The organism is Halomonas sp. H10-59, from assembly GCF_040070555.1.
Lineage (GTDB): Bacteria > Pseudomonadota > Gammaproteobacteria > Pseudomonadales > Halomonadaceae > Halomonas > Halomonas litopenaei.
In genome coordinates, this window is sequence record NZ_CP098828.1 from 2,485,191 (window position 1) to 2,511,325 (window position 26,135).

Genomic DNA, 26,135 nt, shown 5'->3' on the forward strand with positions numbered 1-26,135 from the left:
AACGTCTATGTTTAGGGTATTGTGCAGATATGGCATTAAAAGCGTCATCTGCCATCGATACAGTGACAACAAGGAAAGGCAGGAGTCGGTATGAAGGGAACTCGTTCACGGCTGATCGCGCTGGAGCCACGCCTGCTGTTCGATGGCGCCATGGCGGCCACCCCCGACCCCGCCAGCGATGGCGACGGTGGGAAACCCAACCAGCACCAGCCGACAGACGGCGACGGCCAGGCACCGGCCACCCAGGCTGACAGCCCCGCTGGCGCCGGGGCTCCCGCTCGCCACCTGGTGGTGGTGGACGCCCGCCTCTCCGACGCCCAGCGCCAGACGATCCGCGAGGGGCTGGCCGACGACGCCGAACTGCTCGAGGTGGACGCCGACGAGAACGGTATCGAGGCCATCACCGCGGCCCTGGCCGGCATGGACCAGGTCGAGAGCGTGGAGATCTTCAGCCACGGCGCCTCAGGACAGTTTCAGCTCGGCGATACCCTGGTCGGCAACGACACTCTCACGAGCCTGACGGCGAGCCTCGGCCAGTGGCGCGAGGCACTGACGGCCGACGCCGACCTGCTGCTCTACGGCTGTCGCATCGGCGCCACCGACGCTGGGCTCGAACTGGTGGAAGGTCTCGCCAGCGCCACCGGCATGGACGTGGGCGCCTCCACCGATGATACCGGCCACAGTGGCCTGGGCGGCGACTGGGAGCTGGAGCGTCAACAGGGGCAACTGGCTGACGACCGTGGCGTGGCACTCGCCGCCCTCGCACCCTTGGATGGCCTGCTGGCCGACGCCGAGCCGACGGCGTCGCTCGGCGAATCCGCCACAGAGGTGCCGCTGGGTGAGGAATTTCAGTTCACCGTCAGCGTGTCCAATGCTTCCACCGCCCAGGAGGGCTACGCCCCCTTTGTCCAGTTGATCGTGCCCGCTACCGGCAAGGACGGCGCCGGCGCCGAGGTCGACGATGGCGTCATCATCACCTCGGCAAGCTACCTGGGAGGGCAACTCGACCTCTACCAGGTGACCTTCGACGCCAACGGCGAGGCGGTGCACCCACTGGCAAAGGACGCCAATGGCGACCCGATCACCGTGCTGGCCTCGGCCTATGGCGCCCAGGCCGGCGACACCCTGGTGGTGGCGGCATTGCCCTTCGCCAGCCTGACCAGCGACCAGCCAAGTATCGACGTCACCTTTACCGGCCAGCTCAGTGAGCTGGCTGACACCTCCCAGACCAACGGCAGCCCGGACCTGGTCATCCAGGCCATGGCCGGCTTCGAGCTCGGTAACGATGCCCTGTCCAACCCGGAGCAGGACCCCAGCCTGGTCGGCAGTGCGGTCGCCTTCACCATCACCCCCACGGTCATCGCGGTGGAGCAGAGCCTCGACATGAGCGAGGGCGACACCACCACCGGCGAGAACTACCCCCACAGCCTGGTCACCACGGTGCGACCGGCCGGCGCCACCGGCGACAACGACACCGGCAACAATACCTTTGTTCTGCGCGTCCGCCTGATCGCCACCAACACCCTCAACAACCAGCAAGGCACCGAACACGAACACAAGGCGGGCCTGACCTATCAGGACGTCGACGGCGACGAGATCAACGGCGCCACCGCCGTGGATCGCGACGTCAGTCAGCCCGGTACGGGTCCGACCACCACCCTGGTGGAACCCACGGTCAGCATCGAACAGGCGCTGACCACTCCCTCCGACCCGGGTCTCGGAGTCGACTCTGGTGACGCCATCGAGTACGCCGTCACCTTTTCGAACACCTCGGGGGTCGACGCCTTCGACCTGGGGCTGTCTGTCCAGCTACCTGCTGAACTCGACGGCGTCAGCCTTGAGGCGGTGAGTTTCAGCGATGCCAACGGGCCCGCCGTGGGTGACTTCGAGATCACCGGCAACGACACCGACGGCTATCTACTCAGCCTCAAGAGTGGATTCGATCTCGACCTGCGTACCGGCCATTCCATCACCCTGACCATCGGTGGCACCGTGGGCGCCACTGCCGCGGATCTGGCGAACCTCACCTCCGAGGCCCGGGTCGACTGGACCAGTCTCGATGACACCAGCTCCAGCAACGATTCCGAACGTACAGGGGCCAACGGGGAACTGGGGGATGGCTCCCTCAACGACTATCGGCAGATCGATATCCAGGCGATCCCGATCGCTCAGACACTGCAGGTGTCCCGCGTCGGCGGGCTGGACAGCACCGCAGCTGCAGACCCGACCGGCGACACCCGCGAAGACGTCGCGGTGGGTGAAATCATCCGCTACAGGGTGGTGGCGCTGCTGCCCGAAGGCACTACGGACAACTATCAACTGACGATTCAGGTCGATGAAGGTCTCACCATTCTCCCGGAGACGGCCAACCAGATCAGGATGGCCTTCATCGCCAACGATGACGGTCTGACAAGCAACCTTAACACCGGCGCCGGTTCCGTCGAGGGCAATGGCCAGTCCCCCGAGGCCGGGTACATCCAGAGCGACCTGAGCGGCAGACCGGAGGGTGTGCTCGACCCTGCCCGCTACACCATCAGCGGCGATGGACGCACCCTGACCATCGACCTGGGCACTATCACCAACACCAACAACGACCTCGACAAGGAAGGCATTTCGCTCGAGTTCAATGTGCGGGTCGACAACGTCTCGACCAACCAGGCAGGGACAGAGCTTGGCATGGTCGTGACCGAAAGCCGCGACGGCACCAGTTTCCAGAGCGAGGAAATCTACGAGCGAATCGTCGAGCCGTCCTTTACCGATATGACCAAGACGGTGGTGGACTTCGATCCCGCTCCGGATGACACCATCGGTACCGCCAGCGTCACCGTTGCCTTTACCCAGAACGGTGGCATGCCCGCCTACGAAGTGGTGCTGACCGACGCCTTTCCTCCCTCGGGCAGCGGTTATGTCATCGACAGTGTGGTCATCGATGGCCAGAGCTACACCCCCGCCGGCCTGCCCGCCGGAGTCACGGCCAGCGCCACCGCCAGTGGAATCGAGCTCACCTTTGCGCAACTCGACCCGGGCAGCGAGGTCAGCGTGTCCTATAGCGTCGAGGTACCCAACAACGCGCCGGTGGCGGCCGATGATGCCGAGGCCCGTCTTGCCTGGTCCAGCCTGCCCGACGACGGCAGCTTCGATGGCTTTGCTGGCAGTGATGTCGGCGACGACGGCACGCCATCGGGCGAGCGTACCGATACCGACGGCAGCGGCGGGCTCAACGACTATGTGCTCACCGCCGGGGCGAGTCTCGGGCTGATCGAAGGCACCCTGTGGAATGACACCCTCAGCGCCGACGCCAGCACCGCACCCGATGGCGATGGCCTGGCCGGCGTCAGTGTGACCCTGACCTGGGCAGGCAGCGATGATACCTTCGGTAACGCCGACGACGTCAGCTACACCACCGTCACCGACCCAAACGGCAACTACTCCTTCGGCGTGCTGCCCAAGGGCAGCTATCGCATCTCGGCCAGCGAAAGCCTCACCGACGCCGATGCCGGCGAGCTGAAGGCGCGTATCGACAGCGGACCCTCCGACGACGGCAGCCTATCGTTGATCACCGGCGCCGTAGACGGCGACACCACCTTCGACGCCGATATCGGCTATGTCGAACTCAACGACGCCCCGGTCCACACCTTGCCGGCCTCGCCGGTCTCCGGTGACGAAGACACCGACATTACCATCACCGGCATCTCGATCGCCGACCCCGACGCCCTGACGCCCGGCGCCCCAAGCGCCCCCGCCGCCCAGGACCTGACCACCACCCTGAGCGTCAACAACGGGACCCTGAGCGCCTCCGGGGACGGTGGCGCCACTGTCTCAGGCAACGGCACCAGCGAGTTGGTCCTCACCGGCAGCGTCGACGAGATCAACGCTGCCCTCGCCACCCTGACCTATACCGGCGTCGCCAACTTCAACGGTGACGATACCCTCACCATCGTCACCAGCGACAACGGCAACTTCGGCGATCACCCGGACAACGGCAACGGCATCCCCGGCGAGAAGATCGACGACGCCCTGACCGACCGCGATACACTGGCCATCGAGGTCATCGCGGTCAACGACGACCCTGTCGCCATCGACGACAGCGCCACCGCCGTGGAGGCCGGGGGGCGCTTCAATATCGGCGGCATCGACCCCAACGGTCTGGTCTTCGGCAACGACAAAGACCCCGACAAAGGTGACGCCGACCCCGACGTGCTGACGGTAGTCCGGGCGGGCACCACCGCGGGCTCACTGCAGGCGGTCAACAGCGACCCCGCCTCGCCCACCCGTATCCAGGGCAGCTACGGCACCCTGGTGATCTCCTCGAGCGGCTCGGCGGAGTACCAGCTCGACAACGACAACGCCGCCGTCGAGGCGCTGAGGCTGAGCGGCAATACGCTAGACGAGACCTTCGTCTATGAAATCGGCGATCGCGCGGGTGCCACCTCCCAGGCCACCATCACCATCACCATCGAAGGCGCCAACGACGCCCCGGTGGGCGTCGACGACAGCGGCGTGGCCATCGAGGCGGGCGGTATCGGCAATGCCACCGCCGGCCTGGACGCCACCGGCAATGTGCTGACCAACGATACCGACGTCGACCTCAACGGCGAGACCAAGGCGGTCACCGGTATCCGCACTGGCGATGAGCTCCTCGGCAGTTTCGATGAGGTCACCGGCGCCACCGACGTGATCGGCAGCTACGGCACCCTGACCATCAATCCGGATGGCAGCTATAACTACGTCATCGATAACAGCGACGAGGCCGTCGAAGCCCTGGCGGTGGGCGATACCCTGAGCGAGACCTTCAGCTACCTGGTGACCGACGCCGAGGGACTCGATGATATCGCGGTGCTGACCATCACCATCGAAGGCGCCCAGGACAACCCCGTCGCCACCAACAACACCACCAGCGCCCAGGCACCGTCCACCGACGGCGCCACGCCGGCGGTGGACGGCACCGGCAATCTGATCGCTGATGACGACGGCGATGACGTCGACGCCGACGTGGATACCATCGACCAGGGTGCACTCGCCGTCGGCGCCATTCGCCCCGGCAGCGAGACGGCCGGCGGCGCCATGACCAGCCTCGGTGGCGTCAGCGCCAGCGTTGATGGTCAGTACGGGCGCCTCACGGTAAACGCCGACGGCAGTTACCGCTACGTGGTCGACGGCGACAACGCCGCCGTACAGGCCCTGGCGGCAGGCGCCACCCTGAGCGAGACCTTCACCTATAGGCTGATCGACACCGCCGGCAATCCGGACCTGGCCGAGCTGGTCGTCACCGTCACCGGCGCCAACGATCCGCCAAGTCCGGTGGCCGACCAGGCCATCGCGGTGGAAGCCGGGGGTACCGCCAACGCCACCCCAGGTGACGACCCCAGTGGCAATGTCCTGACCAACGACGACGACGTGGATGGACAGGCACTGAGTGTCGATCAGGTCCGCTTCAACACCACCACGGTGGCCGCCGGCCAGCCGCTGGCCGGACGCTACGGCACCCTGACCCTGAACGCCGACGGCAGCTTTTCCTACGTGGTCGATAACAGCAATCCGACGGTGGAGGCCCTAAGAACCGCCAACGACACCCTCACCGAGGTCTTCGTCTACCGCAGCGTCGATCCCCTGGGTGCCAGCACCACGGCGCGTCTGACCGTGACCATCGAGGGACGCGACGATGCCCCGGTGGCCGCCGACAACGTCGCCCTGGCGGTGGCCGACAGCGATCAGGGCACCGGCCGTGATCCCAGCGGCAATGTGCTCGACAACGACAGTGATATCGACGCCGGTGACCAACTGGCCGTGAGTGGCGCCCGCCCCGGCACCGAGGCCGCAGGCGGGGCCCTGTCCACCCCCAGCGCCGGCACGATAACCCTGACAGGCCAGTACGGCACCCTGACGCTTGCCACCGACGGCAGCTACACCTACGCGGTCGACCAGACCAACGCCGAGATCCTCGGGCTTGGCCCGCTGGAGTTCCGCCGCGACGTCTTCACCTACGAGGCCCGTGATCTGGCGGGACTGGTGGACCTGGCCGAACTGACGGTGTTCGTGCGCGGCCAGAACCAGGCGCCGGCGCCCGGCGCCGACGATGGCCTGGCGGTGGAGGCCGGAGGCCGGGACAACGCCACGCCCGGGGCGGACGCCGTGGGTAACGTGCTCGACAACGACAGCGACGTCGATGGCGACATCAGCCTCGGCGTCAACCTGCTCGGCCCCAACCTGACGGTGACCGGCGTTCGCACCGGCGATGACCCAAGTGCCGGCACCGAAGGCACCCTCGGCAAGGCACTCAAGGGCCGCTACGGCAGCCTGGTGATGGAGGCCGACGGCAGCTACCGCTACCAGGTCGATGACGACAACCCGGAGGTCCAGGCGTTGCGTCAAAGCGGCCAGACCCTGGTCGACGTCTTCACCTATGCGCTGGAGGACCGCTGGGGCGGTCCCGCCAGTGCCAGCCTGACGATCACCATCGATGGGCGCAACGATACACCGACGGCCCGCGACGACAGCGGCGACGCCGTGGACATCGGCGGAGGCGCGAGCCGTCCCGACGCCACCGGCAACGTGCTGCCCAACGACACCGACGTCGACGCCGAGCGCTACGGCGAAACCCAGAGGGTCACCCTGGTGGCACAGGATGGCGTCAGCGCGGCGCCCGGCGAGCGCCTGGCGGGCCGCTACGGCATCCTGATCATCGAGGCGGACGGCAGCTACCGCTACTTTATCGACCGCACCAACAGCGAGGTACTGCGCGCCAGCGGCCTGGGTCCGCTGTTGCAGGAGGTCTTCGTCTAAACCCTGACCGACCAGGCCGGCGCCAGCGACACCGCCACCCTGACCCTGACCCTGGATATCGCCGCACCCTATATTCCGATCAGGGATGGCGCCGGCCCCCACTTCCTGCGCCCGGACGATGGGCGCCAGTCGCGCGCCACCCTCGGCGATATCGACCCGGTGGTCTATGTCACCCCGGAGGTCGAGCGCAACAGCCGCCAGGTCTTCGACTACCTGCGCCTGTCCCACGGCGCCCAGCCCTGGCTGGTCCGGCCGCTGGAGACGCAGATCCCGTCGCTGGCCAACGGCCTGGGTGAGGTGCCAGGCCAGTACGTGCTACGCGGCGTAGCCTTGAGTCGCCTGTACGCCGAGCAGGATCAATTGCTGATGCTGGGCCGCCACGGCCGCACCGACCTGACGGCGGATGGCCTGCTGGCCGATCCCTCCCTCTACGCTCCCACCCGCGAACAATTGCTGAACAACGCCACTGGTGCCGATGGCGAACCGACGATTCCGACGCGAAGCTCGACGCCGGGCGACGCTCAACCTGGCTCGGCCGAGGCGCCGAATCGCGATGCGACAGATGACGGCCGGCCTGAGCTGCCGCCGGGGGCCGAATGGATCGCCGATGGTGACCAGGACGATCGCCTCGCGCCAGCAGCGCTGGCCCAGGACGGCTGGCGCGGGCCAGATGAGACCTCCGGCGCCTCTCCCAGAGTCGCTGCAGGCTTTCGCGCACAACTGACGGCCATGGCCGGCTCCACCGCGCCGCTGCGAGGGGAGCACGACCTGTGAGATTCGAACGACAAGGACACCGCATGCATCGACTACCGCTCACCACGCTGGCGGTCACCGCCGGCCTGACCCTGAGTGCCTGCTCCAGCCTCGAGCCCCAGCCCTTCGACGCCACCGAGATCCGTCAGCGGGCGATCAGCGACCAGGCCCAGATGTATCGCCTGCAGGAGCCGCTCAATCAGCCGGTCACCTTCTACGAGGCCGCCGCCCGGGCACTCAAGTACAACCTCGACTATCGCCTGAAGCTGATGGAAAGCGCCCTGGCCTCGAACCTGCGTGACGTCTCGCGCCATGAACTGCTGCCACGCATCGTCGCCGAGGCCGGCTACAGCGATCGCAGCAACGACTCCGGCGGCACCTCCATCGGTATCGAGGACGGCGAGGAAAGCCTGCGTCCCTCCACCTCGGAGCAGCGCTACCGTTCCACCGCGGGCCTTGGCCTGTCCTGGAGCCTGCTCGACTTCGGCCTGGCCTACTACGAGAACCAGCAGAAGGCCGACCAGATGCTGATGGCCGAGGAACGTCGGCGCAAGGTCGCCCAGAACGTGCTGCGCGACGTACGCAACGCCTACTGGCGGGCGCTGGCCGCCCAACGCCTGATTCCTCGTCTCAATGTGCTGCTGGCGCGCACCGAGGTAGCGCTGGACGCCGCCCGTGAGGCCCAGCGCCAGGGACTGCTGCCACGCCAGGAGGTGCTGGCCTACCAGCGCGCCCTGCTCGACTCCACCACCCTGCTGACCGCGCGCCGCCAGGATCTGGAGCTGGCCAAGACCGAACTGGCCGCACTGATGTCGCTGCCCCCCGGTACCCGCCTGATCCTGGCCGACGAACCGGAACCGGATCTTCCCCCGGACGTCAGCGATATCGAGCGCCTGGAACAGCTGGCGCTGCAGCACCGCCCGGAGATCATGGAGGAGTGGTACCGCAAGCGGGTCAACCAGAACGACCTGGAAGCCGCCAAGCTCAGGCTGTGGCCCAACGTCACGGTCAGCGCGGGCATCGAGTACGACTCCAACGACTACCTGTACAACAACGACTGGACCGAGACCGGCGTCAATGTGTCCCTGAACCTGTTGAAGCTGTTGTCCTATCCCGATCTGAACGAAGCCCAGGACACCCAGGGTGACGCCGACGACCTGCGCCGTACCGCGCTGTCCATGGCGGTACTGACCCAGGTTCGGGTGGGCGCCCTGCGCTACCACCTGGCCCGCGAAGAGCTCGAGTACAGCGACGAGAGCCTCGAGGTGGACGAGGACCTGCTGGCCTACGCCAAGGCCGCGGCCTCCTCTTCCATCGGCTCGGAGCTTGAGGTGATTCGCGCCGAGAGCCGCTATCTGCTGTCCCAGTACCAGCGCGAGGCGGCCTACTCCCGCGCCCAGGCCGCCTGGGGCCGGTTGTTCAACTCGGTTGGCCTGGACGTGCTGCCCGAGACCGTCGCCCAGCACGATGTACAGACCCTGGCCGGCGAGATCGAGCGGATCATGACCACCCACGAGCGCCAGGGCATCATTGCGCCTCACCCGGGCCAGCCACCGGCGCCAGCCGGCGGGCCCACCCTGGAGCCGCGTCGCCCGCAGCCTGGGACGGGCGCCGATAAGGGGGGAACCGATGCCGTCTAGTCGTCTTCGTCCGCGCTCGGCCGGAATGCTCCTCGGTTTCGCACTGCCCCTGCTCGGGCTTTCGGCGCTGGCATCGGCCCAGCAATCGATCCAGCAGCCGATACAGGAGAACCGGGGCGAGCTAACCATGCGCGCCCTGCTGGCTCCGCAGCAGGAGGCGACCCTGTCGAGCCGCATGGAAGGTACCCTGGACGAGCTGGCCGTGTCGCTGGGTGCTACGGTGGCCGAGGGCGATGTGCTGGCCCGCTTCGACTGCCGAATCGAGCAGGCCCGGGTCAACGTGGCCAATACCGAACTCGGCGTGGCCCGGCTCAACAGCCAGGCCAAGGACCGCCTGCGCCGCCTGGACGCGGTGGGCGATCTCGAGGTGGCGCTGGCCCGGGCGGAGGTCGACAAGGCCCAGAGCGCCTTGAACCTAGCCGCCGTCCAGCGCGATCGCTGTACCTTGAAGGCGCCCTTCGCCGGGCGCATCGCCGCGGTTCACGTCAAGCCGTTCCAGACCATGGCCGCCGGTACGCCGATCGTCGATCTGGTCGGTGATGGCCCTCTCAAGGTCCGGCTCAATGCCCCCTCGGCGCACCTGGCCGAACTCGGTGAAGGCCAGGCGCTCAGTCTTGATGTCAGCGAGACCGGCAAGCGCTACGCCGCCACGCTCAGCGCGGTGAGTGCCCGCATCGATGCGGTAGCCCAGACCGTCGAGCTCGAGGCACGCCTCGACCAGGCCCACGACGAGCTGATGCCGGGCATGACCGGGCGTGCCACCCTGGTGGCCGAATCGCCCACCACAGAGGACAGCGACGAAGGCACGCCATGAGCGCCAGCGAACACCCACGCCCGGTGTCGCTGGCGTCGTTGAGCCTGGCCCTGCGAGATCGCGCGCTGGACGCCGACTCACGCACCACCCTGGCCTTCTCCATCGCCAACGACCCCTATCCGCTGCTGCGCTTTCGTCAGGCCCTGGTGCTGGAAGGCCGTGCCCGGGGCGCGGTCAGGCTTCGCTGTGTCTCGGGGCTGGCCACGCCCACCGAGCGCACCCCCTTCGTCAACTGGGTGGAAAGGCTCAGCGCCTGGCTGCTCGATCAACACGACATCGATGGCCCCAGGCTGCTGCTGCGCGATCAACTGGAACTCCCCGAGGACCTGGCCGAGGGCTGGGCCCAGTGGTGGCCAGAGGTGCTGTGGCTGGTGCCGCTGGGTCCCGGCGGCGCCGACGTCGACCGAAAGTCGTCCACCGACCATGCCTGGGCGCTGTTTCTGCTTGAGCAGCCACCGCCCCAGGCGCTGCGCCAGCAGCTCGGTGGCCTGGCCGCCACCTGGCGCTACTGCTGGCAGGCCCTGGCGCCCCGCCGCCGCTCCTGGCAGCTACCGCGTCGTCGGCTCGGCTGGCTGTTGCTGGTCGCGGTGATCGCCGCGATGTTCCTGCCGGTGCGCCAGTCGGCCCTGGCCCCGGCCGAGATCGTGTCGCTGGACAGCGCCGCCATCACCAGCCCGCTGGACGGTGTGGTGGCCGAGATGCTGGTGGAACCCAACTCACGCGTCGAGGCCGGCACCCCCCTGTTTCGCCTGGATCGTAGCGAACTCGAAGGCCGCGCCGAGGTACTCAGGCGTCAGCTCGAGGTGGCCAGCGCCGAGCTCGACGCCGCCGGCAACCTGGCCTTCGACGACCGCTCGCGGCTCGCCGACATAAGCCGCCTGAGGCGCCAGCAGGCACAGCGCCAGGCCGAACTGGAGGCACTGGAGGCCAGGCTCGAACGCACCCTGGTGACGGCTCCGACGGCGGGAGTCGCGGTCTACAGCGACCCCGACGACTGGGAAGGACGCCCCGTCGCCACCGGCGAGCGCATCCTGCGCCTGGCCGACCCCGATCAGCCGGCGGTGGAGATCCAGCTGGCCGCCGCCGACGCCATCACCCTGGCACCGGGGGCCGAGGTCAAGGTGTTCCTCAGCGCCCGGCCGCTGGAACCGATCGGCGCGCGCCTCACCCAGACCAGCTACGAAGCCTCGACCGACGCAGATGGCGTCGCCGCCTATCGCCTGCTGGCCGAGCTTGCGCCGACCGAGGTGAAAGACAGCGCCGGACAGAGCCTCGACCAGGGGACCGATACCCAGACCGACTCGACAGCGAACCAAGTACGCCTGGGGCTGCACGGCACCGCCAAGGTCTACGGCGAAGAGGTCAGTCTCGGCTACTACCTGCTGCGCCGGCCGCTGTCGGCCCTGCGCGCCTGGACGGGGTGGTAGCCATGGCCTCAGCGACACCCGCAAGCCATGGCCCGGGGGCTTCCCACGGCGCGGCTGCCTCACCCACGGAAGCCAACGCCAGCCCCTTTAGCGCGACGATGGCGCATCACACCGCCGGCGTCGATGAACGGGCGGATCGTCCGCCGCCGCCGCTGCGCGAGGACCTGGTGCTGGTGGATGCGGGTCGTGATCGCCATGGCGAGCCCCAATGGTCGATCCAGGACCCGGTGACCAATCGCTTCTACCGGATCGGCTGGCTCGAGTTCGAGTGTCTGGCGCGCTGGGGGGCGAGCCCCGCGCGGATTCGCGACGAGATCGCCGCCCAGACGCCGATGCAGCCGTCGCTCGAGCAGGTGCTGGAACTGGTCGACTTTCTCGAGCATCACCGTCTCTTGCGGGCCGGGCCCGACGCTACCGACCGATTGGCCCGCGAGGCCGCCACAGGCGCCGCCTGGCGCAAGCTGTCCTGGTGGCTGCATCACTATCTGTTCTTTCGCCTGCCGCTGGTGCGCCCGCAGCGCTTTCTTGGCGCCGTGGTGCGCGCCCTGCCCTGGCTGTTCAGCCGTGGCATGGTCACGGCGGTGCTGTTGCTCGGACTGCTCGGGCTGGTGCTGGTGGTGCGCCGCTGGGACCACTTTACCCACGCGGTGATGGACGCCTTCTCGATGTCGGGCATGCTCAGCTTCGCCTGTGCACTGGTGGTGGCCAAGGCCTGCCACGAACTCGGCCATGCCCTGGTGGCGACCCGGCTGGGGGTAAAGGTGGCGCATATGGGCGTCGCCTTTATCGTGCTGTGGCCGATGCTCTACACCGACACCGGCGAGAGCTGGAAACTCAACCGCAGCCGATCGCGGCTGGCGATCTCGTCGGCGGGCATGCTGGTGGAGCTTGGCCTGGCAGGCCTGGCGACCCTTGGCTGGGTGCTGACCGAGCCGGGCGCCGTCAATTCGGCACTTCTGTACCTGGCCACCACCAGCTGGGTGCTGAGCCTGGCGATCAACGCAAGTCCCTTCATGCGCTTCGACGGCTACTTCGTGCTGACCGATCTGCTCGACTTCCCCAACCTGCACGAGCGCGCCGGCGCCCAGGCCCGCGTGTGGCTGCGCCGGCGGCTACTGGGTCTCGACGAGGCCTGGCCGGAGCCCTTTCCCCGTCATCAGCGACGTTCGCTGGTGCTGTTCGCCTTCGCCACCTGGCTGTATCGACTGGTGCTGTTCCTCGGCATCGCCCTGGCCGTCTATCATCTGTTCTTCAAGGCGCTGGGCATCGTCCTGTTCGCCGTGGAAATTGCCTGGTTCATCCTGATGCCCGTCACCCGAGAACTGCAGCACTGGTGGTCCCATCGCCGCGCCGTCCCCGGGCGCTTTCGCCTGGCCTGGCTGTTGGCCCTCGGCACCCTGCTGTTGCTGGCCTGCCTGCCCCTGCAGACCCGCGTCAGCGGGCCTGGCGTGCTCCACGCCGAGCGCGAGCTGACCCTGTACTCGCCGTTTCCCGCACGCCTGGAGACCATCGCCGCCTCCGGGCGGGTCGAGCGAGAGGCGGCCCTGGTGCGGCTGAGCGAGCCGGATATCCGACGTCGCGAGCTGGCCCAGGAAAGCGAGCTCGACCTGCTGGAGGCCGAACTGGCGGGGCTGCTCGACGCCGACGATGGGCGTAATCGCGACAGCGCTACCCTGGCGCTACACCGCGTCAGCGAAAGCGGACGTCAGGCCGCCCGGCGGGAGCAGCAGCGACTGGTCATCAACGCCCCCTTCGCCGGCGAATGGCAGCGCTTCGATCGACAACAGACGCCGGGGCAATGGGTCGCGACCCGAGAGCCGCTGGGCGTACTGGTGGACCCCTCGACCTGGGTCATCGATGCCTACGTGCCTCAGGACGAGGTCCACCGCCTGAGTCCTGGCGCTCGGGTGCGCTTTCTGGTGGAAGGGCACACCCGACCACTGGCCGGACACGTCACCAGCATCGGTGCCACCCGCGCCGAGCACCTGAGTCACCCCCTGCTGGCGGCACGCCACGGCGGCCCGTTGTCCACCTACGAGGACCCGAAGGAGCGCGGCAAGTTGCGTCTTGAACGCGCGCTGATCGCGATCGAAGCCCGCCTGGACAGCCCCTGGACAGGCGGCAGGCAGGCCGCTGGCCAATTGCACATCGACGCCGAGCGTCAGAGCCTGGTCGGCCAGTTCACTACCTGGCTCGCTTCGGTGGTGATCCGCGAGAGCGGCTTCTGAGAAGACGGTTCCCTCTAGACTGCCTGCCCGCGAGCCCACCAGCGCTGCCGCTGTGCCCTATTGTCGCTATGCCCCGTTGTCGCTATGCCCCGTTGTCACTGTGCCGCGTTGTCACTAAGGCGCATTGTCACTATGTTGCACATTCGCTAGCATCGTCACTGCATTCGCCAGGAGCAAGTCAGTGGCCGTCCCATCTCGCAGCAACAGCAAACGCCCCAGCGTGGCCGACTACCTGGCCGAGGCCATCTTTGGCGGACACTATCGCCCCGGCGACTTCGTGCCCAAGGAGGTCGACCTGGCCGAACAGTTTGCACTGAACCGTTCGGCGGTCAGGAGCGACCTGCGCCAGCTGGTGGACGTGGGCATCATCGAACGCATTTCCGGCCACGGCTCCAAGGTGCGCGAGGTCGAGGCCTGGAACATCCTCGACCCGTCGGTCACCGACTGGATGACCCGCTACGCGGCTCCCAACCCCGAGATCCAGCGCGAGATCCTGAGCTTCCGCCTCGACGTCGAGCCCTACGTGGCGATGACCGCAGCCCGCCGCGCGACGGCCCGCGATCTGGTCGCCATCGAGGAGGCCTTCGAGGGCATGGAAAGCGCCATGAACGCCGCCGAGGGCGACGCCAAGCGCTTGCACAGCGATCACGACATCGCCTTCCATGTGGCCATCTTCAAGGCCACCCGCAATATCGTCTGGTCCCAGCTCTCGCATATCCTGCGCCCCTCGATCTACCTGCTGATCGAGACCTCCAACGAAAGCGCCAGCGACCCCGAGGACAGCCTCGAGCGTCACCGCGAGCTGATGGAGGCGATACGCACGCGGCGTCCCCAGGACGCCTTTCGCGCCGCCCAGGCGGTGCTGGCCGGTACCGCCGACGCCCTGGGCATCAAACCCGGCGACTCGGTGCTCGGCAGCGACCTGGAGTTGCCACCTACCGGCTGAGTCAAGGTCCTGTGGGAGCCGCCATGCTATGCTGGCGGCCTGGCGCAGCCCACGCACCCGCCAGCCCCGTCCCCCTCGCCTAGCCCGTCAAAAAGGACCTTTGACATGGCCTCCGTGTATGATTTCAAGCCTCGTTTTCAAGCCCTGCTGCGTCCCTTGGTGGGCCGCCTTCACCAGCGTGGCGTCAGCGCCAATCAGGTCACCCTATTGGCCGCCGTGCTGTCACTGCTGGTGGCGGCAGTGGTTGGCCTCAACGTGCAGACGCAGCTCTGGTTCGTACTGATCGCACTGTGGCTCCCCCTACGCATGGCGCTCAACGCCATCGACGGCATGCTCGCCCGTGAACACGGCCAGCAGACGGCCCTGGGCGGCTACCTCAACGAGCTGTGCGACGTGGTCTCGGACGCCGCCCTGTTCGTCCCCTTCTCGCTGCTGCCCGATACAGGCCCCGGCGCCGTCCTTATCGCCATGGTGCTGGCGATCATCGTCGAGTACGCCGGCGTCATGGGCCCCCTTGTCGGGGCGACCCGACGCTACGACGGCCCCATGGGCAAGAGCGATCGCGCCCTGGTCATCGGCATACTCGCCCTGGTGGTGGCGGTGGGCCTGGCGGCAGGCTGGTTTATCGCAGCGGTATTCTGGCTGATGGCGGTGCTGATGCTGGTCTCGCTGTACCATCGCGTCCAGCGTGGCATCGCCGAGGCCACTGGAGACGACAAGACCCCGGCGCCTTGATCTCGCCGGGGTCCCACCATCAGCAGGCGTGGCACCTAAGATGCAGGACGACAGCCCCGTTCACCATGGGCAACCCGCCTGCTGCCCAACCCGAACGCATGGGTTACTCGTAGGCCATCTGCTCAAGCTCCCGTCCACGGGTCTCCTTGACCCACTTCATCACGAACACCACCGAGCAGGCCGCGAAGAAGGCGTAGACACCGTAGGCCCCGGCAAGGCCGATTCCCGCCAGCATGATCGGGAAGGTCATGGTGATGGCGAAGTTGGCCAGCCACTGGAACAGCCCCGAGACCGCCAGTCCCGAACCGCGCACCTGGTTGGGGAACATCTCACCGAGCATCACCCACATCACCGGCCCCCAGGACACATTGAAGAACAGCACATAGGCGTTGGCCGCCAGCAGCGCCAGCACCCCCATGTCACCGGCCAAGGCCAGCTTTCCGTCGACCATGCTGGCGGTGGAGAAGGCGTAGGCCAACAGGCACAGGGTCAGCGCCATACCCACTGAACCTGCCCACAAGAGCGGCTTGCGACCGATGCGGTCGATCAGCGCGATGGCGATCAGACAGGCGCCGATCGACACCGCACCGCTGATCACGTTGATCAGCAGGGCATCACCCTCGGAGAAGCCCACCGCCTGCCACAGCACCGCACCGTAGTAGAACACCACGTTGATCCCGACCAGCTGCTGGAACACCGCCAGCCCGATACCGACCCAGACGATGCCGTGCACCTTGCCACTGGTGGCGTTGATCAGGTCCCTGAGGCTCGGCACATGGTCGGCGTTCAGCGACGCCTTGATCTCGGCGACCTTGGCCTGCCCCGCCTGCTCGCCGAGCAGGGTGACCAGCACCCGTGTCGCCTTGTCGTCGCGTCCGCGACTGATCAAGAAACGCGGGCTCTCCGGGATACCCAGCAGTGCCAGCAGAAAGATCGCCGCCGGCAGCATCTCGATCCAGAACATCCAGCGCCAGGCGTCGAAGCCGAACCACAGACTGGCGGTGGAGGCGCCGGCGATCTTGGCCAGCACATAGTTGCTGACGAAGGCGATAAACAGCCCCGAGATGATCGCCACCTGCTGGATCGTGGCCAGCCGTCCGCGCCGCTCGGCCGGCGCCACCTCGCTGATGTAGGCCGGCGTCATCACGCTGGCCGCGCCCACCGCCATGCCGCCGAGCACCCGGTAGATCACGAACTCCAGCGAGCCGGTCGCCACCCCGGAGCCCCAGGCGCTGACCAGAAAGAACACCGCCGACACGATCAGCAGCGCACGACGGCCGTAGCGATCGGCCAGGCGGCCGGCGAAGAAGGCACCGATGGCGCAGCCCAGCAGCATCGAGGCCACGTTGAAGCCGGTGCCGACGCTGTCGGAGTCGAAGGCCGTCTGCAGACCATCGACGGTGCCGTTGATCACGCCGCTGTCAAAGCCGAACAGAAAACCGCCGATGGCGGCGATACAGCAGATGGCGAACACATAGCGTTGTCGCTTTAGCGAGGCGGCGTCCGCCGGTGAGGATACGATAGGCATGCTGAACTCCTTGTTGTTGTGATATCGCGATGGAAAAAAGCTGGGTCACAGCCAGCCGGCGTCCACCCAGTGGTTGTGCGCGGTACAGCCGCTGGCCGCGTCGGAGGCGAGAAACACCACCATCGCCGCGACGTGATGAGGCTCGAGGCGCACCTTGAGCTTCTGTTCGGCGACGATCTGGGCCTCCTGTTCGGCGCTGTACCAGCGGGACTGGCGTGGAGTCTTGACGTTGCCGGGGATCACGCAGTTGACCCGGATGCCCTGTTCACCCAGTTCCTGGGCCAGCGCCCGGGTCAGCCCCTCGATACCGGCCTTGGCCGTCTCGTAGAGCGCCAGGCCTGCCTGGCCCAAGTGCCAGCTGATCGAACCGAGGTTGATCACCGCACCGCCGCCACGCCTGGCCATGCCCGGCGCCACCGCCTGGGTGGCGAACACCAGGTGGCGGAGGTTCACGGCGATGCGTTCGTCGAAATAGGCCGGGGTGATGTCCGCCAGACGATGGCGATCGTCATTGGCCGCGTTGTTGACCAGCACATCGACATCACCGATCGCGCTCAGCACCTCGTCGAGACGCGCTAGATCGGTCAGGTCACAGTGATGGAATTGCAGCCGATCGCGGCCGGCACCCTGCTCGGTCAGACGCGCTACCAGCGCCTGGGATGGCGCCTCGGCGAGGTCGAGAAAGTGCACTTCGGCGCCCTGCTCGACAAACGCCTCCACCAGCCCCTCTCCGATTCCCGAGCCGCCACCGGTGATGACCACCCGCCTGCCCACAAGGCCTGGATAAAGCGCCACCGGTCCTCTGTGTTCCTTCGTCATGTCAGCGTGACTCCCGTTGCTGTTGTAGGGGTTGTACCTAAGCCATCCAGGGCTTGCCTGGAAGCGCCTGCGCTCGTCGACGTATCGGCTTGGCCTGTTGGAGGCGGCTCGCGTCACCGCTTTCGCCTTTCGATCGGCGAAGTCTTTCGATTGGCGAAGCCTTTCGTCTGGCGAGATCCGTTCGTTCGACGAGAGATGTTTGTTATTTCTCTTTACTAATATTTCGTTAGTAATTTGTCCTAACTAAGTGCACAGTCTTGTCGAGTCGGACGCCTTGTGCCATTGCACTTATGTCGAACAGAAGCCTCCCAGCGGAAAGGTGCTTGATGGCGCCCGGTGCTCTTCTGAAATCCAGTGCTCTTCTGAAAAGCGGCACAGGCGTCGCACGGATTCACTCAGGATCCTTGTTCGGCCGATGTAGCCGGGAGATGCAGTCGGGCGCTGCAGTCGGGCGCTGCAGTCGGGCGCTACTGTACGGCGCTAGGCGCTGTCCGAAAAGTCGACGAGCGAAGGTTAGACAAGGCAAAAATCGGTGAGAAAGCGCAGTTTACGGGGTGTAAATGAGCATTTTGATCCGATTTTTAACGCCGTATTACCGAGCGCAGGCACTTTTCAGACAAGCCCTAAAGTCCGGCGCTGCGGCCCGTCGCCCGCCTTGATACACTCGACGCGACCTTCCCCATCCCTGACAGGGTCGGAGACTTTCGTTCATGACCGCCTCTTCCACCGCCGGCGACCTCGGTGCGCTCAAGTCACGCAACCGCGCCTCTCTGCTGGAGTGGCTGCGCCGCCAACCCGGGCTGACCCGTGCCGAGCTTGCCCAGCGCACCGCCCTGACCAAGGTAACCGTCGGCGCCGCCGTACAGACGCTGCTGGACCAGGGCTGGCTGGTCGAAGGCGATCTGCTGCGTGGGGGTAGCGGCCGCCCCGGACGGGCGCTGTCCCTCAATCCCGACAGCCATGCCATCCTGGGCATCGAGATCGGGGTCCATGGCCTGCACGTGCTGGCCATCAACTTTCATGGCCAGATCCTGGCCCAGCGACACCAGGCCGCGGTGCCGACCCGGCCAGACGATACCCTGGATCAGATCGTGCCCATGGTGCGCGAGCTTATCCGGACGGCGCTTTCACACAGGACACTGCTCGGTGTGGGACTGGCGGTGCCGGGGCCGACGTCGCCGGAGCAGTCGCGGCTTAGCCTGGCGCCCAACCTGGGCTGGCGAGACGTCCCGCTGCTCGAGATGCTCAGGCAGCGCCTGCCGGAACTCGACGATGATTCGAGACGATTCTGGTGCATGGACAACGAGGCCAAGGCAGCGGCCTTTGGCGAGCTCTATTGCAGCCCGTCCAGCGGCCAGGAGGCCGCGACGCCGTCGTCACTGTTGTACGTCAGCGCGGCTACCGGGATCGGCAGCGGGCTGGTAGTGCAAGGCACGCCGCCCCGGGTGATTCGCGGCGTGCATGGGCTGGCCGGCGAGATCGGCCACACACTCCTGGCGCCGGGGGGCAAGCCGTGTCACTGCGGCAACCACGGCTGCGCCGAGACCCTGGTCAGTGGCTGGGCCCTGCGTGACGCCCTGGGTATCGAGGCCGGCGCCTCCTTGAGCGAAGCCATCAAGCATCACCGCGACCCCGACCTGGTGGCCGAGACCCTCAACCAGGCAGGGGAAGCCCTGGGCCTGCTGCTGCTCAATCTCCACCTCACCCTGAATCCCGAGCGCATCGTCATCGGTGGCTCGCTGGTGAAGCTGGGCGCACCGCTGCTGGACCCGGCGCTTGCGTTCTTCACTCGTCATCAGAACCATCTGCTGCCACAGGCGCCGCCGATCCCGGTGCGCATCCTCGACGACAGCCTGGCGACCGCCGCCCGCGGCGCTGCCGCCCAGGTACTGTGCCAGCTGCTGGCTCGCCACGACGAATTCGCCACTGACGAATAACCCGCTGCTTCTGGCGGGTTCAGCTCACACCAAGTGAGCGACGACGTCGTGGGTCATCGAGAGATCGACGCGAAGTGTCGTGTTCACGCGCTGCCATCATCGTCGACGAAGGCCTCGGTGGTCTGGCGATGCCCCAGCATCAGGGCGTCGGCCACCTGCTGCAGCGGCGTGATGTCCATATCGCGCTGGCCAGCCTCGAGCAAGCTGTGGAAGTGCGCGTAGACGCCCTGGTATTCGCGCTCCGGCTCATCGATCAGCGTCTTTCCATCGACGATAAGACGGGCGCCCCCAGCCTCCAGGGTCAAGCTTCCCCCATCGGTGACGAAGGTCATCTCCCAGCACGGCGGATCCTCGTGGCGGAAGTCGAAGTCACCGCTCAGCAGGACGCCATCAGCGGTACGCCATTCAAGCGTCGCCGCGATGGGTGTCTGGGCGTTGGCGGGCACGACCAGATTGGCCCGCTTCAAGAAGAACGGATCGGGCAGCAGTGCGGTAACGATGGACAGGGCGTTGATGCCCGGATCGAACACCCCCATGCCGCCGGCTTCCCACAGCCAGGCCTGGCCTGGATGCCACACCCGCACGTCCTCGTGCCAGCGAATATCGACGCCCTCGACCCGGCGTCCAGCGAGCCAGTCAGCGGCCGCGGCGATGCCCGGGGCAAAGCGCGAGTGCCAGGCGGCGAACAGCGTAAGTCCCGCCTTTTCGGCCTGTGCCTTGAGGTCCTGCACCTCGGCCAGGGTGGCCCCCGGCGGCTTTTCCAACAGCACCGCCTTGCCACGGGCCAGCGCCTGACTGGCGAGCCTGTGGCGCAGATGGGCAGGGGTGCAGATCGCCACGGCGTCGATATCCGGCTCGGCGTCGAGCATCTCCTCGAGACTTGCGTAGGACGCCACGTCCTCCAGGCGCGAATGAGGGTCCGCCGACGCCACCAGCTCAAGACCTTCGGTGGCTCGGATGGCGTCCACATGCTGATCCCGGACGATCTTGCCGGCGCCGGCCACGCCCAGTCGAAACGGCTTCGCTTTCATCTGCTCCATCTCTCCCCTCTCATTCCACTTTTCCCCTCATCCATCTCTTCCATCTCCATCAGCGCCCCCGTCTTCTTTCCTGCCTCTCTTGGCTCTCTTTCCTCTCCCCCCTCTCTTGCCTTCCTCCCGTCGACGCACGCCACCGCCAGGCGGGGCGACGAAAGGCCGCCAGCTTATCGCAAGAACAAGGGCAAGAGCAGGTGCCAGGGCCAGGGTCCGGGTCCGGACCAGGCCAGACGGTCTGCCGCCGGACCAGGGATTTCAGCCACCCAGCAGGCCGGGGCGGTGGGCGCCGGAACTGGACCACTGCTTGAACGCGGAGGCCACTTCTTCGGCCAGGGCATCGACCGCAGCGGTTGCCCCTGGTGTTCGCAACAGCACCAGTTGATAGTGCCCCAGGGGCGGCAGCCCTTCGGGCTCTGCCAGGGTGACCAGTGGCGGCTCCACCAGGCTGCGAGGCAAGGCGGACACCGCCAGGTCGGCGTCGAGTATCGCCAGATGGCCGGCGCAGTTCTCGCTGACGTAGGCGATGCGATAGTCGACATTGGCCCCATCCAGCGCCGACAGGGCAAGCTTTCGCCAGGCACAGCCGGCGTTGGCCACCGCCAGCGGCAGCGGTCGCCGCTGGTGCGCCGCCCCTCCTCCGCGTCCGACCCATGCCAGCGCTTCCCGGTGGACCACCTCACCCCGGGCGCCAGCCAGGCCTTGCGTGCCGGCGGTGATCAGCGCCACGTCGACCTCACCGGCGCCCAGCCGCGCCACCAGATCCTCACTCGGCGCCACGGTCACGTCCACCTGGACCTCGGGAAAACACCGCGCAAACCGCGAAAGCACCCACGGCAGTACCCGGGTCCCGACATCGTCAGAGGTGCCCAGGCGAACGCCGCCCTGCAGCGGCGCCTGCAGAAACTGGGAGACCGTCTCGTGGTTGAGCTGCAACAGACGCCGGGCATAGCCCAAAAGCTTTTCGCCCTCGGGCGTCGGCACCACTCGCCGCGCATGGCGCAGCAGCAGCCGCTGTTCGAGCGTCGCCTCGAGGGTCTTGACCTGCATGCTCAGGGCAGAGGGTGTGCGATGCACCTGTCTTGCCGCACGGGAAAAGCTGCCATGTTCGACGATGGCAACGAAGTTGCGGACGATGTCGAGATCCAGCAGCGGCAACGGACGTGCGCTCAAATGGTCGCTGTGCATGTCACTACCATTTTCAATTTATCTGAAAATAAAGTGTAGAGACTTTCGCTGGAATGAACCACAGAGGGCGACCATGCTGGCAGATATCCCGATACCGATCGGTACAGGACGCAAGGAGGTGCGCCATGCGCTTCCTGCGAGCGCGAACAGCGACGACGTCTCACCGCCTGCCCGCGCGCCAACGATGCGAACTGGCCACCCCGTGCAGACGGTGGTTGAACCACACTCTGGAGGTAGACCATGCGCCCTTTTGATCCTCCCCTGCACCAGCATGATCGCAGACACAGACGTTCGACTCGGCTACCCGAGATCGTGCTGCCATGCTCTCCGCCGCTGGGCTTGATCTCGACCCTGGAGCGCTGGGTCAGGCGAGCCTTGCGCCGGCATGACGAACGAACCTGATCCGACTCCCTGCCAGTCAACTTGCCCGGGCACCCACCGACGAAACAGCCCGCCCCCGTCAACGACGGGGGCGGGCTGGCTGGCGGTGCACGGGTTGACGTGCGTCGTTCAGTGATTGTCCCTGGGCGGACTCTGGCGCGCCACGTCGCGGTAGGCGTCGGCGCCGCGCAGGGTCATGCCGCGATCCAGTGGTTCGATCAGGGTGCGCTGGATCTCCTGCCACGGCGTCTGGTGGGCCGGATAGGGATAGCCGCCCTGGGCGTCGAGACGCTGTCGACGCTGGGTGATTTCGTCATCGTCCACCAGCAGGCGGACCTCGCAGCGGCCCAGATCCACGCGTAGTCGATCGCCGGTCTGGACCAGCGCCAGCGGCCCGCCGGTGGCGGCTTCCGGCGAGGCGTTGAGGATCGAGGGCGATCCCGAGGTCCCCGACTGACGCCCGTCGCCCAGACACGGCAGCGACTCGATCCCCTGGCGAATCAGCGCCTCCGGCGGCTGCATGTTGACCACCTCGGCGCCGCCAGGATGGCCCACCGGTCCCGCCCCACGCATGATCAGGATGGTGCTGGCGTCGATGCCGAGTTCGGGATCGTCGATGCGGGCGTGGTAGTCCTCGGAGCCGTCGAACACCACCACCCGGCCCTCGAAGGCATCCGGGTCGTCCGGGTTCTCGAGAAACCGCCGACGAAAGTCCGGCGAGATCACGCTGGTCTTCATCAGCGCCGAGTCGAACAGGTTGCCCTTGAGGTTCAGGAAGCCGGCGTGTTCGACCAGCGGATTGTCGAAGCGTCGGATGACCTCCTCGTCCTGCGTCTCGCGGCCCGCGATGCTGTCGGCCAGGCGGCGGCCGTCGACGCCGGTGACGTCGCCGTGCAGCAGACCGCGCTCGAGCAGCTCGTGCTGTACCGCCGGCACCCCGCCGGCACGATGGAACTCCTCACCCAGGTAGGCACCGGCCGGCATCACGTTGGCCAGCAGCGGAATCCGGTGGCCCAGCCGCTGCCAGTCGTCGTTGTCGAGCGCAACGCCTGCATGGCGGGCGATGGCGTTGACGTGGATCGGCGCATTGGACGATCCCCCCAGCGCCGAACACACCACCACCGCGTTCTCGAACGCCTCGCGCGTCAGGATGTCGAGCGGGCGCAGGTCCTGCCATACCATCTCGACCGCGCGCTGGCCGGTGTCGTAGGCGACCATCGCGCGTTCCTTGTAGGGCCCGGGAATCATCGCCGACCCCGGCAGGCTCATGCCCAGCGCCTCGGCCATGGAATTCATGGTGGAGGCGGTGCCCATGGTGTTGCAGTGACCCACCGAAGGCGCCGAGTCGCTGGCCCGGGCAAGAAACTCGGCGTAGTCGAGGTCGCCGGCGGCCAGGCGCTTTCTCAGCTCCCAGATGATGGTGCCGGAGCCGACCCGCTCGTTGCCCCGCCAGCCGTTGAGCATGGGGCCGCCGGACAGCACGATGGCCGGAATGTTGACCGTCGCCGCCGCCATCAAACAGGCCGGGGTGGTCTTGTCACAGCCGGTGGTCAGCACCACGCCGTCCAGCGGGTAGCCGTGCAGCACTTCCACCAGGCCCAGGTAGGCCAGGTTGCGGTCCAGTGCTGCGGTGGGCCGGCGCACGTTCTCGTGGATCGGATGCAGGGGAAACTCGAAGGGCACCCCGCCGGCGGCGCGAATACCGTCCTTGACCCGCTTGACCAGCTCGATGTGGTGACGATTGCAGGGGGTCAGGTCGGAACCGGACTGGGCGATGCCGATGATCGGCTTGCCCGAGGTCAGCTCATCGAGGGTCACCCCGTAGTTGAGGTAGCGCTCGATGCACAGCGCAGTGGTACCCGGGTGGTCGGGGTTGTCGAACCACCAGCGGGAACGCAGCTGGTCGGGGGTAAGGCGGGGGCGCTGGGTCATGGTGTTCTCCTGCGGTTGCCGCCGGCATGCGAGCGGCAACGGTCTGCCATTGGGTGCGAAGGTCGGGAGCGCTCAGTGGGAGTGTCGCGGAACGTCCGCGCCACGACAGCCCACCAGAAAGTCGAAGTCGCAGCCTTCATCGGCCTGCAGCACGTGCTCGATGTAGAGCTGACGGTAGCCGCCGCTGGAGGCGATACGGCGCGACGCCTCGGTGGGATCGCTGGCGGACAGGCGCCGCTCGAGCTCGGCCTCGTCGACGTCCAGATGCAGACGCCCGTCGTAGGCATCCAGCTCGATCCAGTCGCCGTTCTCTACCGCCGCCAGGGGACCGCCGGCCGCCGCCTCCGGCGCCACATGCAGGACCACGGTGCCATAGGCGGTACCGCTCATGCGAGCGTCCGAGATCCGCACCATGTCGGTCACGCCCTGGGCCAGGAGCTTCGCCGGCAGGCCCATGTTGCCCACCTCGGCCATGCCGTGGTAGCCCTTGGGACCGCAGTGCTTCATCACCAGCACGCTGTCGGCATCGACCTCCAGATCCGGGTCATTGATCCGCGCCTTGTAGTCGTCGAAGTTCTCGAACACCACCGCGCGACCACGGTGACGCATCAGCTCGGGGCTCGCCGCCGAGGGCTTGAGCACCGCTCCCTTGGGCGCCAGGTTGCCGCGCAGCACGCACATGCCACCGTCGTCCACCAGCGGGTTGTCCAGCTCACGAATCACCTGATCGTTGTAGAGCGGCGCATCCTTGACGTTGTCCCACAGGGTCTGGCCGTTGACCGTCAGCGCCTCCTTGTGGGGCAGGCGGTCTGCCTCACCGAGGCGCCGCAGCACCGCCGGAAGCCCGCCGGCGTAGTAGAACTCCTCCATCAGAAAGCGCCCCGACGGCTGCAGGTCGACGATGGTCGGGGTGCCACGCCCTACCCGGTTCCAGTCATCGAGCTCGAGTTCGACGCCCATGCGTCCGGCGATCGCCTTGAGGTGGATCACCGCATTGGTCGAGCCACCGATGGCGGCGTTGGTGCGAATGGCGTTCTCGAAGGCCTCCCGGGTCAGCACCCGAGACAACCGCAGGTCCTCCTTGACCATGTCGACGATGCGATTGCCCGACAGGTGCGCCAGCACATAGCGGCGCGAGTCCACCGCAGGAATCGCCGCATTGTGGGGCAGCGACACCCCCAGCGATTCCGCCATGCAGGCCATGGTGGAGGCCGTGCCCATGGTGTTGCAGGTGCCGGCGGAGCGTGACATGCCGGCCTCTGCGGCCATGAAGTCGTGGATCGATATCTTGCCTGCCTTGACCTCCTCGGACAGCTGCCAGACCACGGTGCCGGAGCCGATATCCCGGCCCTTGTGCTTGCCGTTGAGCATCGGCCCGCCGGTGACCACGATGGCCGGGATGTCGCAGCTGGCCGCCCCCATCAACAGCGCCGGAGTGGTCTTGTCGCAGCCGGTCAGCAACACCACGCCGTCCAGCGGATTGCCGCGAATGGCCTCCTCCACGTCCATGCTCGCCAGGTTGCGGGTGAACATGGCGGTGGGACGCAGATTGGATTCGCCGTTGGAGAACACCGGGAACTCCACCGGGTAGCCGCCCGCCTCCAGCACCCCCTTCTTGACGTGCTCGGCCAGCTTGCGGAAGTGGGCGTTGCACGGTGTGAGCTCGGAGAAGGTGTTGCAGATACCGATGATCGGGCGGCCATCGAATTCGTGGTCAGGAATCCCCTGATTCTTCATCCAGCTGCGGTACATGAAGCCGTTCTTGTCCGCACTGCCGAACCACTCGGCGCTACGAAAGCGTGCCTTCTGGGGCACTTCGGTCGCCGCTTCGTCGCTTGCTGCCTCGACACCCACGCTTGGGGAATCCTGATCACTATCGGCCATTGCCTGGCTCCTTCAACTCTGTCACGGGGCGAGCGGCAACCGGTCTGCCTGCTGTCTCGGGCCAATCGCTGGCCTTTGACGTCATGGCGAATACCGACCCGCTCGT

General features: G+C 66.9%; 15 protein-coding genes. 9 read left to right on the forward strand and 6 right to left on the reverse strand.

Features of this window, described 5'->3' with window-relative positions:
• The first annotated feature begins 90 nt into the window (after window positions 1-90).
• The 8 genes from NFG57_RS10785 (at window position 91) to NFG57_RS10820 (ending at window position 15,326) form a co-directional block, all read left to right on the forward strand.
• The gene (locus tag NFG57_RS10785; protein ID WP_348814291.1) at window positions 91-6,783 is read left to right on the forward strand and encodes a VCBS domain-containing protein; all 6,693 of its coding nucleotides are present in this window, start codon (window positions 91-93) and stop codon (window positions 6,781-6,783) included.
• Window positions 6,784-6,942: 159 nt separating this feature from the next.
• On the forward strand, window positions 6,943-7,557 hold the full coding sequence (locus NFG57_RS10790; RefSeq protein WP_348814292.1) for a hypothetical protein: 615 nt from the start codon (window positions 6,943-6,945) through the stop codon (window positions 7,555-7,557).
• Window positions 7,558-7,580: 23 nt separating this feature from the next.
• Window positions 7,581-9,176 (forward strand): TolC family protein, encoded by a 1,596-nt coding sequence (locus NFG57_RS10795; protein WP_108133337.1) that lies wholly within the window; start codon window positions 7,581-7,583, stop codon window positions 9,174-9,176.
• Complete coding sequence (locus NFG57_RS10800) at window positions 9,166-9,990, forward strand: efflux RND transporter periplasmic adaptor subunit (RefSeq protein ID WP_348814293.1); 825 nt, start codon at window positions 9,166-9,168, stop codon at window positions 9,988-9,990. The genes NFG57_RS10795 and NFG57_RS10800 overlap by 11 nt, the downstream gene beginning before the upstream one ends.
• Window positions 9,987-11,417, forward strand: coding sequence for an HlyD family efflux transporter periplasmic adaptor subunit (locus NFG57_RS10805; protein WP_348814294.1), 1,431 nt, complete (start codon window positions 9,987-9,989; stop codon window positions 11,415-11,417). The genes NFG57_RS10800 and NFG57_RS10805 overlap by 4 nt, the downstream gene beginning before the upstream one ends.
• Before the next feature lie 2 nt (window positions 11,418-11,419).
• Window positions 11,420-13,645, forward strand: coding sequence for an HlyD family efflux transporter periplasmic adaptor subunit (locus NFG57_RS10810; RefSeq protein WP_348814295.1), 2,226 nt, complete (start codon window positions 11,420-11,422; stop codon window positions 13,643-13,645).
• A 181-nt stretch (window positions 13,646-13,826) separates the two neighbouring features.
• The gene (locus NFG57_RS10815) at window positions 13,827-14,591 is read left to right on the forward strand and encodes an FCD domain-containing protein (RefSeq protein ID WP_045994538.1); all 765 of its coding nucleotides are present in this window, start codon (window positions 13,827-13,829) and stop codon (window positions 14,589-14,591) included.
• A 105-nt stretch (window positions 14,592-14,696) separates the two neighbouring features.
• The gene (locus tag NFG57_RS10820; protein WP_348814296.1) at window positions 14,697-15,326 is read left to right on the forward strand and encodes a CDP-alcohol phosphatidyltransferase family protein; all 630 of its coding nucleotides are present in this window, start codon (window positions 14,697-14,699) and stop codon (window positions 15,324-15,326) included.
• Between the two features lie 103 nt (window positions 15,327-15,429).
• Here NFG57_RS10820 and NFG57_RS10825 read toward each other — a convergent pair whose 3' ends face one another.
• Together NFG57_RS10825 and NFG57_RS10830 are read right to left on the reverse strand one after the other, a co-directional pair.
• Window positions 15,430-16,854 carry a sugar porter family MFS transporter gene (locus NFG57_RS10825; RefSeq protein ID WP_045994536.1) on the reverse strand — a complete coding sequence of 475 codons (1,425 nt, stop codon included), beginning with the start codon at window positions 16,852-16,854 and terminating at the stop codon, window positions 15,430-15,432.
• Window positions 16,855-16,899: 45 nt separating this feature from the next.
• Window positions 16,900-17,673: an SDR family oxidoreductase gene (locus NFG57_RS10830; RefSeq protein ID WP_045994535.1), complete on the reverse strand. Its 774-nt coding sequence runs from the start codon at window positions 17,671-17,673 to the stop codon at window positions 16,900-16,902.
• A gap of 710 nt (window positions 17,674-18,383) precedes the next feature.
• On the opposite strand from NFG57_RS10830, the gene NFG57_RS10835 reads away from it, so the two are divergent.
• Window positions 18,384-19,610, forward strand: a complete 1,227-nt coding sequence (locus tag NFG57_RS10835; protein ID WP_348814297.1) for an ROK family transcriptional regulator — start codon at window positions 18,384-18,386, stop codon at window positions 19,608-19,610.
• Between the two features lie 83 nt (window positions 19,611-19,693).
• Here the strand turns inward: NFG57_RS10835 and NFG57_RS10840 are convergent, their stop codons facing one another.
• The 4 genes from NFG57_RS10840 to NFG57_RS10855 all read right to left on the reverse strand — a co-directional run bounded on the left by NFG57_RS10840 (window position 19,694) and on the right by NFG57_RS10855 (window position 26,029).
• Window positions 19,694-20,641 carry a Gfo/Idh/MocA family oxidoreductase gene (locus NFG57_RS10840; RefSeq protein ID WP_348814298.1) on the reverse strand — a complete coding sequence of 316 codons (948 nt, stop codon included), beginning with the start codon at window positions 20,639-20,641 and terminating at the stop codon, window positions 19,694-19,696.
• A gap of 261 nt (window positions 20,642-20,902) precedes the next feature.
• On the reverse strand, window positions 20,903-21,832 hold the full coding sequence (locus tag NFG57_RS10845) for a LysR substrate-binding domain-containing protein (protein ID WP_287165580.1): 930 nt from the start codon (window positions 21,830-21,832) through the stop codon (window positions 20,903-20,905).
• 510 nt (window positions 21,833-22,342) lie between these two features.
• A complete protein-coding gene (locus tag NFG57_RS10850) occupies window positions 22,343-24,145 on the reverse strand; it encodes an IlvD/Edd family dehydratase (RefSeq protein WP_348814299.1) in 1,803 nt (600 codons plus the stop codon).
• Between the two features lie 72 nt (window positions 24,146-24,217).
• Entirely contained in the window at window positions 24,218-26,029 is a 1,812-nt protein-coding gene (locus NFG57_RS10855; RefSeq protein ID WP_253029530.1) for an IlvD/Edd family dehydratase, read from the reverse strand.
• Window positions 26,030-26,135 lie beyond the last annotated feature (106 nt).

What these genes read in the sequence shown, in the direction of transcription:
- NFG57_RS10785 (WP_348814291.1), top strand. Translation starts at nt 91, where the DNA reads ATGAAGGGAACTCGTTCACGGCTGATCGCGCTGGAGCCACGCCTGCTG.
- NFG57_RS10820 (WP_348814296.1), top strand. Translation starts at nt 14,697, where the DNA reads ATGGCCTCCGTGTATGATTTCAAGCCTCGTTTTCAAGCCCTGCTGCGT.
- NFG57_RS10810 (WP_348814295.1), top strand. Translation starts at nt 11,420, where the DNA reads ATGGCCTCAGCGACACCCGCAAGCCATGGCCCGGGGGCTTCCCACGGC.
- NFG57_RS10795 (WP_108133337.1), top strand. Translation starts at nt 7,581, where the DNA reads ATGCATCGACTACCGCTCACCACGCTGGCGGTCACCGCCGGCCTGACC.
- NFG57_RS10850 (WP_348814299.1), bottom strand. Translation starts at nt 24,145, where the DNA reads ATGACCCAGCGCCCCCGCCTTACCCCCGACCAGCTGCGTTCCCGCTGG.
- NFG57_RS10830 (WP_045994535.1), bottom strand. Translation starts at nt 17,673, where the DNA reads ATGACGAAGGAACACAGAGGACCGGTGGCGCTTTATCCAGGCCTTGTG.
- NFG57_RS10835 (WP_348814297.1), top strand. Translation starts at nt 18,384, where the DNA reads ATGACCGCCTCTTCCACCGCCGGCGACCTCGGTGCGCTCAAGTCACGC.
- NFG57_RS10805 (WP_348814294.1), top strand. Translation starts at nt 9,987, where the DNA reads ATGAGCGCCAGCGAACACCCACGCCCGGTGTCGCTGGCGTCGTTGAGC.
- NFG57_RS10855 (WP_253029530.1), bottom strand. Translation starts at nt 26,029, where the DNA reads ATGGCCGATAGTGATCAGGATTCCCCAAGCGTGGGTGTCGAGGCAGCA.
- NFG57_RS10845 (WP_287165580.1), bottom strand. Translation starts at nt 21,832, where the DNA reads ATGCACAGCGACCATTTGAGCGCACGTCCGTTGCCGCTGCTGGATCTC.
- NFG57_RS10840 (WP_348814298.1), bottom strand. Translation starts at nt 20,641, where the DNA reads ATGAAAGCGAAGCCGTTTCGACTGGGCGTGGCCGGCGCCGGCAAGATC.
- NFG57_RS10825 (WP_045994536.1), bottom strand. Translation starts at nt 16,854, where the DNA reads ATGCCTATCGTATCCTCACCGGCGGACGCCGCCTCGCTAAAGCGACAA.
- NFG57_RS10800 (WP_348814293.1), top strand. Translation starts at nt 9,166, where the DNA reads ATGCCGTCTAGTCGTCTTCGTCCGCGCTCGGCCGGAATGCTCCTCGGT.